We start from the raw sequence: 14,008 nt of genomic DNA on the forward strand, positions 1-14,008 counted from the left end.
GCACCGGCGCTCACACCTTCAGAGCGTCGTACGTCACCCCGGTCAGCCGCTCCGATTCCTCCCAAAGCCGTTCACCCGCACGGTCGTTGACCGTCCAGGGCGCCCTCCAGGACGGGGCGGGTGAGCCGCGCCAGTTGGCGAAGGACGGGCCGGTGAAGGAGTCGGGGCGGACGGCGGGGGCGGTGGCCGCGTACAGGACGGGGAGCGCCCCGGCCTCGACGGGCTGGGCGAGGACGCGGTTGCCGATCCGCACGAACCACTCGCTGACCCGGCGCCCCTCCATGCGCGGCCCCTCGGTCTGCAGATTGGTGTCGGCGTACCCCGGGTGGGCGGCGGCCGCCACCACGTCCGCCCCCCGCACCGCCAGCCTGCGCGCCAGCTCGTGCGTGAAGAGCAGGTTGGCGGTCTTGGAACGGCCGTACGCGACCCAACGCCGGTAGCGGCGCTCGCTGTTGAGGTCGTCGATGTCGATGTTGGACATCGCGTGCAGGGAACTGGCCAAGGTCACCACCCGCGCACCCGGCGTGCCGAGCAACGCGGGCAGCAGCAGACCGGTCAGCGCGAAGTGCCCGAGGTGGTTGACCCCGAACTGCGTCTCGAAGCCGTCCGCCGTCGTGCCGTACGGCAACGCCATCACCCCGGCGTTGTTCACGAGCAGGTCGAGCCGGTCGTACGGCCATGTCGCGGCGAACTCCCGCACGGAGCCGAGATCCCCGAGATCCAGCCGCCTCAACTCGACCTGTGCGCCCGGCACTTCACCGACCAGCCGGACCCCGGCCGCCGTCCCCCGCGCCTCACTCCGGCACGCGAGCACCACCTGGGCACCCTTGCGCGCCAGCTCCCGCGCCGTGGCGTACCCGATCCCGCTGTTGGCCCCGGTGACGACGGCGACGCGGCCGCTCTGGTCGGGGATGTCGTGCGCGGTCCAGCCGGACATGACGGAACTCCTTCCGCGGGGCGGATCCGGGCCCAGGTACCTCATCAGACTGCGCCGAAACGGATCCCGGGGCCAGTTCGGGAACCCCTTGGGGCGCGGTGTGAGGGCCTCGCGAACATGACAGGGAACATGGCACAGGCGTTCCCCGAACGGCGCTACCATCGCTCCCCCGAAGTCCGGGGAAGTCTGTGACGGCATACGCGATCCGGGGGATGCACGGCGTGTCTGTGGTGGAGCTGCCGGCCGGTGACGGCGAGGCGGACGCATGACCCCGCCGGGAGCGGCAGTCGGCCCCAGGGCGCTCGACGGTGCCGTGCTGCGGGTCCGGGACGAGCTGGGGTTACCCGTCGGGGCGGGCTTCCTGGTCACCGGTGACCTGGCCTTCACCTGTGCCCATGTGGTCACCGCCGCCCTGGGTGCCCCGCAGGGCCGGCCCCCGAAGACGGCGCGGATCCGGGTCGACCTGCCGTTGAGCGGCACGTCGGCGTCGGTGACGGCGCGGGTCGAGGAGTGGTCCGACGAGCAGGACATCGCGGTCCTGCGGCTGGACGAGCCGCTGCCCGGCGCCCGGCCCGCGCGTCTGGTCCGGGCGGACGAGGTGTGGCACCACCCGATCGCCGCCTTCGGCTTTCCGGCCGGGCGGGACAACGGAGTGTGGCACTCGGGACGCCTCCTCGGCCGGCAGGGCGACGGCTGGATCCAGACCGAGATGACGTCCCTCAACGGCTACCGGATCGCACCCGGGTTCAGCGGCGGCCCCGTCTGGGACGAGCAACTGGTCGGCGTGGTCGGCATGGTGGTGGTGGCCGAGGCCAAGGATCCCGCCGCCGCCTATCTCGTCCCGGCCGACCAACTGCTCGCGTCATGGCCGGAGTTGGCGCGCCTGGCCGTACCGGAGTCGCCGTTCCACCCTCTGGCCGCCTTCGGCGAGAGTGACGCGAGGTTCTTCTTCGGCCGGGAACGGGAGGCATCCGAGGTGGCCGACCTGGTGCGCGGGCACAAGGCGGTCACCCTGGTCGGCCCGTCCGGCTCCGGCAAGTCCTCACTTGCCGCGGCGGGCGTCACCCCCCGGCTGCGGGAGGAGGGTTACGAAGCCGCCGTCCTGCGCCCGGCCTCCTCCTACGGCACCCCGCTGACCGCCCTCGCCGCCGCCCTGCTCCCGCTGCTCGAACCGGACCTGCCCGAGGTGACCCGCCTGGAGAGGATCCAGCAGCTGGCCGGCCTCCTCGGCGGAGACGGGGCACCCCGCCTGCACGGGATCGTGACCCGCATCCTGGAGCGGACGCGCGGCCGACGCCTTCTGCTCGTGATCGACCAGTGCGAGGAGGCGCTCACCGCTGCGCCGGCCGACCTCACGGCGCTGATGGACGTCCTCCGCGTCGAGGACCTGCCCGAGTCGTTACGCGTCCTGATCACGTTGCGCGCCGACTTCCTCGAACCGGCCCTGGCCGCCCCCTCCCTCGGCCCGCTCGTCGGCCACCGCATCCACGCACTGCGCCCCATGAACCGCGACCAGCTGGCCGAGGTGATCACCGCGCCGGTCGACGCCACCCCGAACGTGACGTACGACGAGGGACTGGACGCCCGGATCCTCAAGGACACCGGAGACACGCCCGGAGCCCTGCCGCTGCTCGTCATGGCTCTGGACCTGCTGTGGCGCGAGCAGACCGTGCACGGGCGGCTGACGTACGAGGCGTACGAGCGGATCGAAGGGGTGACCGGCGCGCTCAGCCGCGAGGCGGACAGGGCTTGGGCGGACACCGTGACAGAGGCGGACGAGCCGGCCGCCCGGCGTCTGTTCACCCGCCTGGTGCAGATCCCGGTGGCCGGGTCCGGCGCGGTCGCCCGCAGACCCGCCGCCCGCTCCGAACTCGCCCCCGCCGAATGGGAGATCGCCCAGCGTCTCGCCGCCACCCGGCTGCTGGTCACCGGCGAGGGAGAGACCGTCGAGCTCGCCCACGAGGCGCTGATCACCGGCTGGCCGAAGCTGGCCGCGTGGGTGGCCGAGGACCACGAGTTCCTCGCCTGGCGCGAGACCGTGCGACTCGACCTGGACCGCTGGCGCGGCGCCGGCGAACCGGCCGAACTGCTGCCCAGCGCCGTGGTCCTGGCCACGGCACAGCGCTGGCTCACCGAGCGCGCCGACGACATCGGCGACGCCGAGCGGGACTTCCTGGAACGGGGCCGCCGCCGCCGAAGGTCGGCCGTCCGGCGCCGCCGCGGGCTGTTCTCGACGCTCGGGCTGCTCTCCGTCCTGGCGCTGCTCCTGGGGGCGCTCTTCGGGTACCAGCGGGAGGTCAGCGCGGAGCAGCACGCCGCGGCGAACTCCCGGGCGCTGGCGAGCCTCTCGACCGACCAGCGGATCCAGGACCCGGCCCTGGCCATCAAGCTGGCCCTCGCCGCCTACCGCACGTCCCCGACGGACGAGGCGAAGAACACGCTGCTGCGGTACTACGCCCAGTACGGGTCGGCCTCGCGGATCCTGTCCGGGACGCCGGCCCCGTTGGAGGACTTCCGCGCCAGCCGGGACGGTGACGTGATGCTGGCCCGCACCAAGACGGGCCGGGCGACGCTCTTCGTCCACGCCCTCGACGGGACGGTGCGACGACAGCAGCTGAACGGGCCGGGTTACGCCCTGTACCCCCTGGTGTCGGGGGACGGCGGCCGGGTCGGTTACGTCAAGGGGAGCGGCCTTGTCTGGTACGACGTCCACCCGGACGACCATTCGCCGACGGGCGCTCCCCAGCACCTGGTCATCAGGGACCCGGAGGTCACATACGGACTCAACGGGTTCTCGTTCGCGCAACTTTCCCACGATGGGAGGCTGTTCGCGGCCGGCAGCGGGACGAGCCTTGCGTGGTGGGACCTGGACCGGCGCACACTCGGTGGCCGGATACCCCTGCCCCAGGCGCGCGGCGGCAGGCTACTGGGCGTGTGGTTCGGCCCCGACGACGACACGCTCATCGCGCTCGCTGCGATGCGCGATACCTACGACCAGCGTCTGATGGTCATCGACCGCCGTACCGGCGCCGTCCGAGTCATCGCCGAGTCCGCCGACGAGACCGTGGTCGCGGGAGACGGCAGCTCGGTGGTGACCTGCCGTCGGATCCGACAGAAGGGCGACGACCTGGACAGCGCGGTCTACACGGGTCTGCGTGTGTCCGACGGAAGCATGCTCGGGCAGTACGTGGGCGAGGAGAACTCCATGTGCGACACGGTCGCGCTCGGCTCGGGCGGCCGTTACCTCGTCATCGGGCTCATCGCCAAGACACTGGTCGACCTGCCGCGGGGCAAGGCTGTGACGAAGTTCGAGGAGCCGCAGGAGAATGCGGCGTCGCTGGTCTCGCAGGCGCGGCTCGTGGGCGACGGCTCACAGCTGTCGCTCATCAGCGCAGACAGCACGGGGATCTACTTCACCGAGACGTCCGCCACCACCCCGGTGAAGGACACGAACAACGTCGGCCTGACCCCAGACGGCCGACGGACGGTCGCCGTCGCGGCCGACGGAGAGACCGTACGGCTCACCACCGCGGCCACCGATGCGGATGTGATCGCCGAGAAACCGCGCCTCAAGCCCTACTGGACAGGCGACGATCTGATCGTCTTCGACCGGGACAGCGACCTGCTGGCCAACCGCGAGGGCGTGAACAAGGTGGTGGTGCGGGACGCGAAGTCGTTGCGGCGACTGTCCGTGATCACCACGCCCATGCCGCCCACGCCTGCACAAACCGGCAGGAACCCGTACCTCGACTACTTCTTCGACCGCTCCGGCCACCTCGTCACGGTCTCGGGGACGATGCTCCAGCGCTGGGACGGCAGGACGGGGCGCGCCGTCGACGACTACGACCTCAACGCCCTGGGGCGCGTGGTCACGGAACAGCAGGACCCGGACAGCCAAGGCGTCTACGTCGGTGGCTATCCCGCCCCCGACCGGGTGACCGTCGTAGTCCGGGGCGACCCGTACGTCCGGGTCGTCGAACTGCCCAGTGGGCGGCAGACGGCTCGGTACCAGACGAAACACGACGACCTCAGAGCCGCGGCCTTCGACCCCAGTGGCCGCTACCTCACGCTGATGCGCCGGGGGCAGATCATCGAGCTGTGGCGCACCGATCCACTGCGCAGGGAGTTCGGCCCTCTTTCGGGCTTCGAACTCCCCTCCGCGGCGGGTTTCCTGACAGGCACGGGACGCTTCCTCCTGGCCGGCACCAACAAGATCCGCATCTACCGGCTCGAAGAGCACGACTACGAGGTGACGTTCGACCTCGGGGCGTACAGCGAGCTGGGTACCGATCTGCCGCAGTACAAATTCCTGGACGCCTCCACCAACGGCCGGACCCTGCTGTTCTACCGTTCCGGCGACCAACGGGTCATCCGCCCCCTGACGCTGCGCCCCGACAGCTGGGCCGACGCACTGTGCCGGACCATCGGCCGCAGCGACCTCACCACGCAGGAACGCAGAAACCAGCCCGTCCCCGTCCCGTCCGAGCCCGTCTGCCCGTGACCGACGGGCTCGGAGTCGGCCGCGGCACTCAACCCACCAGCGGCGGGCGCTGCGCGTATGCGTCGCGCCCTCGGCCGTAGTCGTCGGACAGCGGCCGTGTGTCCAGGTAGAACCACTCGGCACCGGGACCGGGCCCCGGAAGCGAGCCCGACTCGACGACATCCGTGGGCCCCGGCGCGGCGACGACAGGAACCTCCGTCTTCGCCGGCCCCGGCATCAGCAGCTCCACGCGCAGCCCCAACCCCCGCTGTTGCGCGGTGAACTCCTCGACCTGGTTGCGACAGGCGTGGTCCAGATGGGTCACGCCGGTCAGGTCCAGGCGGATGCGGGGCCTGCCCGAGGCCGCCGCGGACTCCAGGGCCTCGATGACCTGCGGGAGCCGTAGGAAGGTCGCGTTGCCGGCCATGACGACCTTCGCGGTGTCGTCCTCGACGTGCTGTCGGATCACCGTCTGCGACATACGCAGGGCGGCCAGCACGATCCCGGCGGCCAACCCGACGAGGACGCCCTCCAGCAGTGCCGTCGCCACGATGACCAGCGTCGTCACCGTCATCACCACGAACTCGCCCCGGTCCTGCCGCCACATCTTCGGGAACTCCTCCGGCGCGAACAGCTTCCAGCCACTGTGCACGAGGACACCCGCGAGCACCGAGATCGGAATCAGGGCGAGGACCTGCGGCAGCAGCAGCGCGAAGGCCAGCAGCCACAGGCCGTGCAGGGTGCGGGAGATGCGGGTCTTCGCGCCGGCCTGGACGTTGGCCGAGCTACGGGCGACGACCGCGGTGATCGGGAGGGCACCGAGGATGCCCGCGACCGTGTTTCCGGCGCCCTGGGCGATGAGCTCGGTGTTGTAACGGGTGCGCGGGCCGCTGTGCATACGGTCCACGGCGGCCGCGGTGAACAGGCTCTCCGCGGAGGCGATGACCGTGAAGGTGAGGACGGAGGTGAGGATCGCGGTGTCCGCGAGGCCCGCGAACTGCTCGGCCCCCGGCACCCGCACCGACGCCAGCAGGTTGCCGACCTGGAGCGTCTTCACGTCCACGCCGGGCAGCGCGGCGACCGCGATGCCGATACCGACCGCGACCAGCGCGGCCGGGACCTTCTTCGCCGGGCCGGGCACCTTCTTCCACAGGAAGCTCAGCACGATGGTGGCGGCGCCGAGCAGCGTGGCGATCATCGCCTGCGCGTCGGTCAGGATGTCGGCGAACAGGCCCGGGATACCCACCATGTTCTCGACCGGCGTGCCGGGCGCCTTGGCGTCGGCCATCGGGTAGGCCTGGCTGAACATCAGCGGCAGCCCGATGCCGGCCAGCATCCCCTGGACCACCGCGAGGGAGATCGCCTGGAACAGCCGGCCCAGGCGTACGACGCCGAGGACGATCTGCAGGATGCCCGAGAACAGGACGATCACGCCGAGCATCGCCACGCCGTGCTCCAGCACCGTCTCCGCGACCAGCGCCGCGAGCCCGGCGGCCGGCCCGCTGACCTGCAGCGTGCTGCCCCGGACCACGCCGACGACCAGGCCGCCGATGACCCCGGAGATGATCCCGAGCTCGGCGGGGACACCGGAGGCGACGGCGACGCCGATGCACAGGGGCAGGGCGACGAGGAAGACGACGAGGGAGGCGGTGATCTCGCCCGCGAGGTCGGGCTTGGCGCCCCCGGCTTTCGGCGACTTGGCGCCTGCGGCCTTCGGAGACTTCGTGCCGCCGCCCTTCGGCGCGCTGTCCTTGCCGCGCGTACGCCCGCGCGCATGCGCCCCGCTCATCCGGTATGCACCCGGAACCGACCGTCCCCCTCCAGCTCGTGCACCTGCCCGGTGTCGACCTCGTAGTACCAGCCGTGCAGCCGCAGCCGCCCCGCGTCCAGCCGGTGGCGCACCACCGGGTAAGTCCGCAGCGCGGCAAGCTGGTTGACGACATTGCCCTGCGCCACGTCCGGCAGCGACGGGTCGTCGGAGGCGGTCGTGAGGACCGGCGCCAGTTCGGGGCGGGCCAGCTGCAGCCAGGCGTGCACGCCCGGCAGCGCGGACAGGTCGTCGCCGGACTTCAGCGCCCCCATCGCGCCGCAGTGTGAGTGACCGCACACGATGATGTCCTGAACCCCGAGCACCTCCAGTGCGTACTCGATGGTGGCAGCCTCCCCGGACGCCCCGGGGCTTGCGTACGGCGGCACGATATTGCCCGCGTTTCGCAGCTCGAATATCTCTCCGGGCCGCGCGCCGGTAATCAGGGCGGGTATGACCCGCGAGTCCGAGCAGGTAATGAAGAGCGCCTCGGGATATTGCCCCTCGGCCAGTTTTCGGTATTCACCGCTCTCGAAATCCACCCGACGTTTGAACGAGCGGGCACGTTCCAGCAACGCCTTCAACGATGCCTCCTCAGCTGGGAGTTCGACCAGTTGAACAGCACCGTAGAGGAGCACACACCAGAGGAAGGTTAAGTAAAGGCCAGAGCGCGTCCAGTAATTGGACATTCTTTGCCGCAACGCTCCACAAGCGCTTGCCTCTTGTAGCGTGTCGACGTCAGGGCAGAGAATGCAAATTCACGGAGAGACAGGACGCATGGGCATACGAGTGCTGCTCATCGAGGACGACGAGACGATCGCCGAGCCTCTCACCGAGGGCCTGGGTCACTTCGGGCTGACAGTGGATCACGTGACCACCGGTGCCGAGGGGTTGAGAAGTCCGTACGGCGATGTCGTCCTGCTCGACCTCGGGCTGCCGGACATGGACGGCATCGACGTGTGCCGGGGCATCCGGCAGGTCTCGGACGTGCCGGTCATCATCCTGAGTGCGCGGGGTGAGGAGGCCGACCGGGTCCTGGGGCTCGAGCTGGGGGCGGACGACTATCTGGCGAAGCCGTTCAGCGTGCGGGAGCTGGTGGCACGGGTGCGGGCGGTGACCCGGCGGACCCAGCGCACGGAGACGGGAGCACCGGAGCCGGTTCGCACCCCGCCGCCCCCGGTGCTCCCGTCGCCCTCCTCGCCGCCCTCGCCTTCGTCACCGCTCGCGTCACCGCCGCTCTCGCCACCGCCTTCGCCGCCGTCGCCCCCGTCGTTCGAGGACCCCGGCCCCTCCCCCTCGTACGCCCCCGGCCCGCTCGTCGTGGACCGCCGCACCCGCCAGGTCTGGGTCGGCGAGGTTCCCGTCCCCCTCACCCCGAAGGAGTTCGAGCTGCTGGCGCTGCTCACCGAGGATCCCGGGGCGGTCTACTCCCGGCAGCAGATCCTGGACCGGGTGTGGGACCCGCACTACGAGGGCCCGACCAAGACGCTGGACGTCCATGTCGCCTCGCTGCGGCGGAAGCTGGGCGCCCCGGCATGGATCCAGACGCTGCGCGGGGTCGGCTTCCGGCTGGCGGTGCAGGCCGAGCCGGGCGGGCAGGAGGTGTCCTCGCCGTGACCCGCCGGCTGCTGCTCAGCTACCTCTCTCTCGCCGGGCTCGTCCTGCTCTGCCTGGAGATCCCGCTGGGCTTCGTCTACTCGCGCAGCGAGCGGGAGCGGGTGGTGAGCGCGGCGAAGGACGAGGCCGAGTCGGTCTCCGCGTACGCCTCGCTGTCCCTGAGCGCGGGCCGTGCCGGGCGGGACCTGCCGCGCCGGGTGGTGCACTGCGCCGAGCGCATCGGCGGGAAGGTGGTGGTCGTGGACGCCGCGGGCGCCCTGCTCGCCACCTCGCACCCGCTGGCCGCCGTCATGTCGGCCCACCTCGCCTCCCGCCCCGGTATCGCGGCCGCCCTCCACGGCACCTCCACGGTGGACGTCCGTACGTCGACCATCGGCGGGGTCGAGTACCTCTCGGTCGCCACGCCGATCCGGCACACCTCGGGACTGCAGGGTGCCGTATGGCTCACGCTGCCGACCCGGACGGTGCACGAACGCGTCCACCACGTCTGGCTGTTGCTCGGCCTCGGCGGCCTCGGGGTCCTCACCGCGGTCGCCGTGGTCGGCTTCGCCATCGCCCGCTGGACCGGTCGGCCCATCCGTGAACTGGAGCGCGCCACCGACGAGTTGGCGGACGGCGGGCTGCCCGCGCCGGTGACGATCACGAAGGGGCCGCCCGAAGTGCGCCGCCTGGCCGCCGCGTTCAACCGTACGGCGGCCCGGCTCGCCCATCTCCTCGCCGCCCAGCACGCGTTCGCGGGCGAGGCCTCCCATCAGCTCAAGACGCCGCTCGCGGCGCTGCGGCTGAGGCTGGAGAACCTGGAGCCGAGCGTCCTGGACCGCGGCCGGGGCAGCCTCACCGCCGCGGTGACCGAGACGGACCGGCTCTCCCGGATGGTAGAGGGCCTGCTGGCGATGGCCCGCCTGGAGGAGGACGCCGCGACGCCCGGCCCGGTCGACGTGGGCGCGGTCTGTGCGGAACGGCACCGCACCTGGCAGCCGCTGTTCGCGCAACAGGGGGTCGCCCTGGTCCTGTTCGCCGGCAGCGTGGGACCGGTGCTAGCGGTGCCGGGCGGGGTCGAGCAGATCGTGGACAACCTGCTGTCCAACGCCCTGCGCGCCTCCCCGCCGGCCAGCACCGTGACCGTGGAGCTACGGCTCCACGTACCGGCCCGCCGTGCCCTGCGCGACGCCCGCCCCGCCTGGGTCGACCTGCACATCACCGACGAGGGCCCCGGCATGACCCCGGAACAGCGCGGCCGCGCCTTCGACCGCTTCTGGCGCGCGCCGGGCGCCCCCAAGGGCGGCACGGGACTCGGCCTCTCGCTGGTCCAACGGCTCGCACACGCGAGCGGTGGCGAGGCGAGCCTGCACGCCTCGGCCGCGGGCGGGCTCGACGCGGTGATCCGCCTGCCGTCGGCGGAGCCGCCGCGCGAGGTGCACGGGCCGGGCCTCGACAGAGCCGGGCAGCGGAAGCGGGCGGTGCCGGCGCTGCGCGGGTGAGCGCACAACGGTCGGCGCACGGCCGACACACAGGCAGCTCTCGGGTACGCCGCCCGACGGTCATCAGCTGGCTACGGTCCGTCCATCACGCTCCCCTAGGTTCCATGCCGCCCCCCACGCACGACCCCGTCGTCGACCGACGGCGGGGCGGTACGGCACCTCCTGGAGTGAGAGTGGAACGTCGTAGCCTCCTGCGTGCGGCCGTCCTCGGCGGCTCTGCCGCCGTGTTCGGCGGAACCCTGTCACGCGGCGCCGCGTACGCCGCGCCCGCCCAGCCCGGCACCGGTCCCTACGGACCGCTGGGCTCCCCCGACGCCAACGGCATCAGACTCCCGAGCGGCTTCACCAGCCGTGTCATCGCCCGCTCCGGCCAGACGGTGGCCAACACGTCGTACACCTGGCACAACGCCCCTGACGGCGGCGCGTGTTACGCCGACGGCAGCGGATGGATCTACGTCTCCAACTCCGAGATCAACCCCTCCGGCGGCGCGAGCGCGGTCAAGTTCTCCTCGGCGGGCGCGATCACGGGCGCGTACCGCATCCTCTCGGGCACCCGGCAGAACTGCGCGGGCGGCAAGACCCCCTGGAACACCTGGCTGTCCTGCGAGGAGGTGTCCCTCGGATACGTCTACGAGACCGACCCCTGGGGCACCGCCGCGGCGACCCGCCGGGACGCGATGGGCCGCTTCAAGCACGAGGCGGCGGCCGCCGACCCGGTGCGCAAGGTGATCTACCTGACCGAGGACGAGACGAACGGCAGGCTGTACCGCTTCGTCCCGACGACCTGGGGCAACCTGTCCTCCGGCACCCTCCAGGTCATGGTCGCGGGCAGCGGCACCTCCGGCTCCTTCAGCTGGGCGAACGTCCCCGACCCGGACGGCTCCCCGACGGCCACCCGCTCCCAGGTCTCGGGCTCCAAGTCCTTCAACGGCGGCGAGGGCTGCCACTACGCCAACGACACGGTGTGGTTCACGACCAAGGGCGACAACCGCGTCTGGCAGCTCAACCTGACGTCGAACACCTACGAGTTGGCGTACGACGACTCCCTCGTCAACGGCACGGCCCCGCTCACCGGCGTCGACAACATCACCGGCTCCGCCTCAGGCGACCTCTTCGTCGCCGAGGACGGCGGCAACATGGAGATCTGCCTGATCACCCCGGACGACATCGTCGCCACGTTCCTGCGGATCGACGGCCAGTCGGGCTCGGAGATCACGGGCCCGGCGTTCTCACCGAACGGAACCCGGCTGTACTTCTCCAGCCAGCGCGGCACGAGCGGCAGTTCCTCGGGCGGGATCACGTATGAGGTGACGGGGCCGTTCCGCTCGTAGCCGTACGCAACCTGCAAAGTTTGAGGTACCTCGGGCGCCGGTCTTCTTGGGAGGCTGGCGCCGCCGCACCACAGGAGGCGGCGGAAACGGGGAGAACATGCACGCGATCCTGCGCAAGACCTGCACCGCGGTCGGCGCCGCCGGCCTGGCCATGGCCCTGACCCTCGCGGGCGGCGGCAGTGCCCAGGCGGATGAGGGACAGTGGCACAACTTCACGCTCGAGATACCGGGGAAGGCCAAGTTCAACGGCAAGTACAAGTTCAACCCGTCGGGCACCGGCAACGGCGGCTACGTCGTGTCCGGATCCGTCTGCGACCTCAAGGCGGACGGCGACGGCGTGTACGGCCAGGGCAAGACGGAGGGCTACGACTGGTCGTCCAAGCGCGGCGACGCCAACGGGAGCAAGGAGGGCTGCGGCACCGAGGACCGGGAGTTCTACGACTACCAGGCGATCTATGTCGACAGGGGCAAGTACCAGCTCTGTGTGGACGACGCGGGCAGCGACACCTGCGACACGCAGTCGTGGAAGTACCGGTAGGTAGAGACGCAGAGCGAGAGGGCGGCACCCCCGCACAGGGTGTATGGCTGGCTTCCTGACCTGGGAAGCCAGCCATTTTTCATGCCCTCAGGGCGCTCTCAGGGCACATCGCTCAGGACGGCTTCCATCATGTCGGCGGTCCGATCCGCCTCCGCCTCCCACAAATGCGTGTAGACGTTCAGCGTGATCGATGGCTTAGCGTGACCGAGGCGCATCTGAACCTGCTTCGGCGTCGCCCCGTTCTTGATCAGCACGGATGCGTAGAAGTGGCGCAGGTCGTGAAGCGTAGTGCCCTCGGGAACCCGTACCTTGCTGCCCGACTTCGCCAGGTAGGCGTTCGCCCGCTTGATGTTGCGGGCCCACAGCTTCGCCCAGCTGCCGCGCCGGATCGCACCGCCCGTCTCGCTTGTGTACAGCAGCCGAGCATGGCGCCACACGGGCTTACGCGGGTTCGTCCGGTCCTCGATGTACACGACCTTGGGCGGGAACTCCTTGCGGTGCCACTCGATCTCGTCGACAACAGACTGTCCTTGGGGCACTGCTCTGTAGCTCTGCTTGGTCTTCGGCTCACCCAGGTACGGCACGCCCTTGTCGGGGCCGATGAGCTGCTGCTTGACCGTGACGGTAGCGGCCGGCTCCTCGTCTTCCAGGCCGAACAGCTCGCCCTGGCGGAGCCCGGTGGAAGCCGCCTGCCGCACCAGTGCCCGATACCGTGGGGACGCCGTGACAATCAGCGCCTTCACCGCCTCCGGGTCGAGCGGGTGGATCTCCGGATAGAACACCTCGGGCGGCTTGAGGCCCTCCCATGGGTACTTCGGGATGATGCCCTCTTGGTGGGCCATCTTCAGGATGCTGGTGCAGACGTTCCACGGCGTCGCGAACGTCGACGGGGCGATGACTGCGGAGCGCTCTTTGATCCACTTCTTTCCGTCCGAGCGCTGGATGCTACCAATCTGCCGGTTGCCGAACATCGGGTAGATGTGCAGCCGTAGGGCCCGCTCGACGTTCGTCTCGGTCCGCTCGCGGTGTACGGCCGTCTCCTGCCAGCGTTCGGCGATGACCTTGAACTTCTGCTTGCCGCGTTCCCGGTTCACGAACGTGCCGTCGTCCAGTTCGGCGGTCACCTTGGCGGCCCGGGACTCCGCGGCGGTCTTCTTCGCGAAGTTCTCCTTGCACTGCTTGCCGGACAGATCCCGGTAGCGCACCTGCCAGCGCTTCCCGACTCCGTGCTCTGCGCCCGGGTACACGGTCGCTGTCTTGGTGCTGTGCGCTTCGCACGGCTCAGCGTCGGCCGGCGGTCGGGACAGGTGCCAGCGGTCATACACGTCAGCCATTAGTTCCCCTCCCCCCAGAGCAAGCCGAGTCGGCAGCGAAGTGGCGTTCCTTCTGGTGGGGTTGGTGGCCGTCTCGGGTCATGCTGCGCATCGGCCTCCGATCTCTTCAGCGTCGTACTTGTCGAGCGCTTGGGCGTCGTACAGGACATGTCGACCACGCCTGATGAAGCACTGCGGGCCGGTTCCGGCGTAGCGCCAGTAGCGGACAGTCGCGGGCGACGTGCGGTAGCGCTCGGCGACTTCCGCAGTCGTCAGGTACCTCTTCATGACGTCCTTCCTGAAAAATCAGGGGTGGCGGCGGGCAGGGTGCCCGCGTGCGTCCGAAGTTCGGATTTCTGCGTCATTGCGTCATCAGCGTCATGTGGGCCTCTGACCTGCGGTTTTATGTGACGCAGCGGCAAGGGGGTGCGTCATCGGCGCGTCATGGACTGCGTCATCGCATGACGCAGATGACGCAGGATGACGCAGAGGTCGCCGTCTGCG

General features: G+C 70.5%; 10 protein-coding genes. 5 read left to right on the forward strand and 5 right to left on the reverse strand.

Features of this window, described 5'->3' with window-relative positions:
- Window positions 1-10: 10 nt before the first annotated feature.
- Complete coding sequence (locus AB5J49_RS15335) at window positions 11-937, reverse strand: oxidoreductase (RefSeq protein ID WP_369169189.1); 927 nt, start codon at window positions 935-937, stop codon at window positions 11-13.
- Between the two features lie 265 nt (window positions 938-1,202).
- Between AB5J49_RS15335 and AB5J49_RS15340 the strand changes: the two genes are divergently transcribed.
- Window positions 1,203-5,438 carry a trypsin-like peptidase domain-containing protein gene (locus AB5J49_RS15340; protein WP_369169190.1) on the forward strand — a complete coding sequence of 1,412 codons (4,236 nt, stop codon included), beginning with the start codon at window positions 1,203-1,205 and terminating at the stop codon, window positions 5,436-5,438.
- Between the two features lie 28 nt (window positions 5,439-5,466).
- Here the strand turns inward: AB5J49_RS15340 and AB5J49_RS15345 are convergent, their stop codons facing one another.
- Both AB5J49_RS15345 and AB5J49_RS15350 read right to left on the reverse strand, forming a co-directional pair.
- A complete protein-coding gene (locus tag AB5J49_RS15345) occupies window positions 5,467-7,206 on the reverse strand; it encodes a SulP family inorganic anion transporter (RefSeq protein ID WP_369169191.1) in 1,740 nt (579 codons plus the stop codon).
- Window positions 7,203-7,808 (reverse strand): carbonic anhydrase, encoded by a 606-nt coding sequence (locus tag AB5J49_RS15350; RefSeq protein WP_369169192.1) that lies wholly within the window; start codon window positions 7,806-7,808, stop codon window positions 7,203-7,205. The genes AB5J49_RS15345 and AB5J49_RS15350 overlap by 4 nt, the downstream gene beginning before the upstream one ends.
- A 193-nt stretch (window positions 7,809-8,001) precedes the next feature.
- Between AB5J49_RS15350 and AB5J49_RS15355 the strand changes: the two genes are divergently transcribed.
- From AB5J49_RS15355 to AB5J49_RS15370, 4 genes are all read left to right on the forward strand, one after another.
- Entirely contained in the window at window positions 8,002-8,841 is an 840-nt protein-coding gene (locus tag AB5J49_RS15355) for a response regulator transcription factor (protein WP_369169193.1), read from the forward strand.
- Window positions 8,838-10,322, forward strand: a complete 1,485-nt coding sequence (locus AB5J49_RS15360; RefSeq protein ID WP_369169194.1) for an ATP-binding protein — start codon at window positions 8,838-8,840, stop codon at window positions 10,320-10,322. The genes AB5J49_RS15355 and AB5J49_RS15360 overlap by 4 nt, the downstream gene beginning before the upstream one ends.
- A 173-nt stretch (window positions 10,323-10,495) precedes the next feature.
- Entirely contained in the window at window positions 10,496-11,653 is a 1,158-nt protein-coding gene (locus AB5J49_RS15365; protein WP_369169195.1) for an alkaline phosphatase PhoX, read from the forward strand.
- 97 nt (window positions 11,654-11,750) lie between these two features.
- Window positions 11,751-12,191, forward strand: a complete 441-nt coding sequence (locus AB5J49_RS15370) for a hypothetical protein (protein WP_369169196.1) — start codon at window positions 11,751-11,753, stop codon at window positions 12,189-12,191.
- Between the two features lie 98 nt (window positions 12,192-12,289).
- On the opposite strand, the gene AB5J49_RS15375 is transcribed toward AB5J49_RS15370, so the two are convergent.
- A complete protein-coding gene (locus tag AB5J49_RS15375) occupies window positions 12,290-13,525 on the reverse strand; it encodes a tyrosine-type recombinase/integrase (protein WP_369169197.1) in 1,236 nt (411 codons plus the stop codon).
- A 78-nt stretch (window positions 13,526-13,603) separates the two neighbouring features.
- Window positions 13,604-13,792 (reverse strand): helix-turn-helix domain-containing protein, encoded by a 189-nt coding sequence (locus AB5J49_RS15380; RefSeq protein ID WP_128428301.1) that lies wholly within the window; start codon window positions 13,790-13,792, stop codon window positions 13,604-13,606.
- Between the last annotated feature and the right edge of the window lie 216 nt (window positions 13,793-14,008).

The sequence above is a fragment of the Streptomyces sp. R28 genome (assembly GCF_041052385.1).
GTDB lineage: Bacteria > Actinomycetota > Actinomycetes > Streptomycetales > Streptomycetaceae > Streptomyces.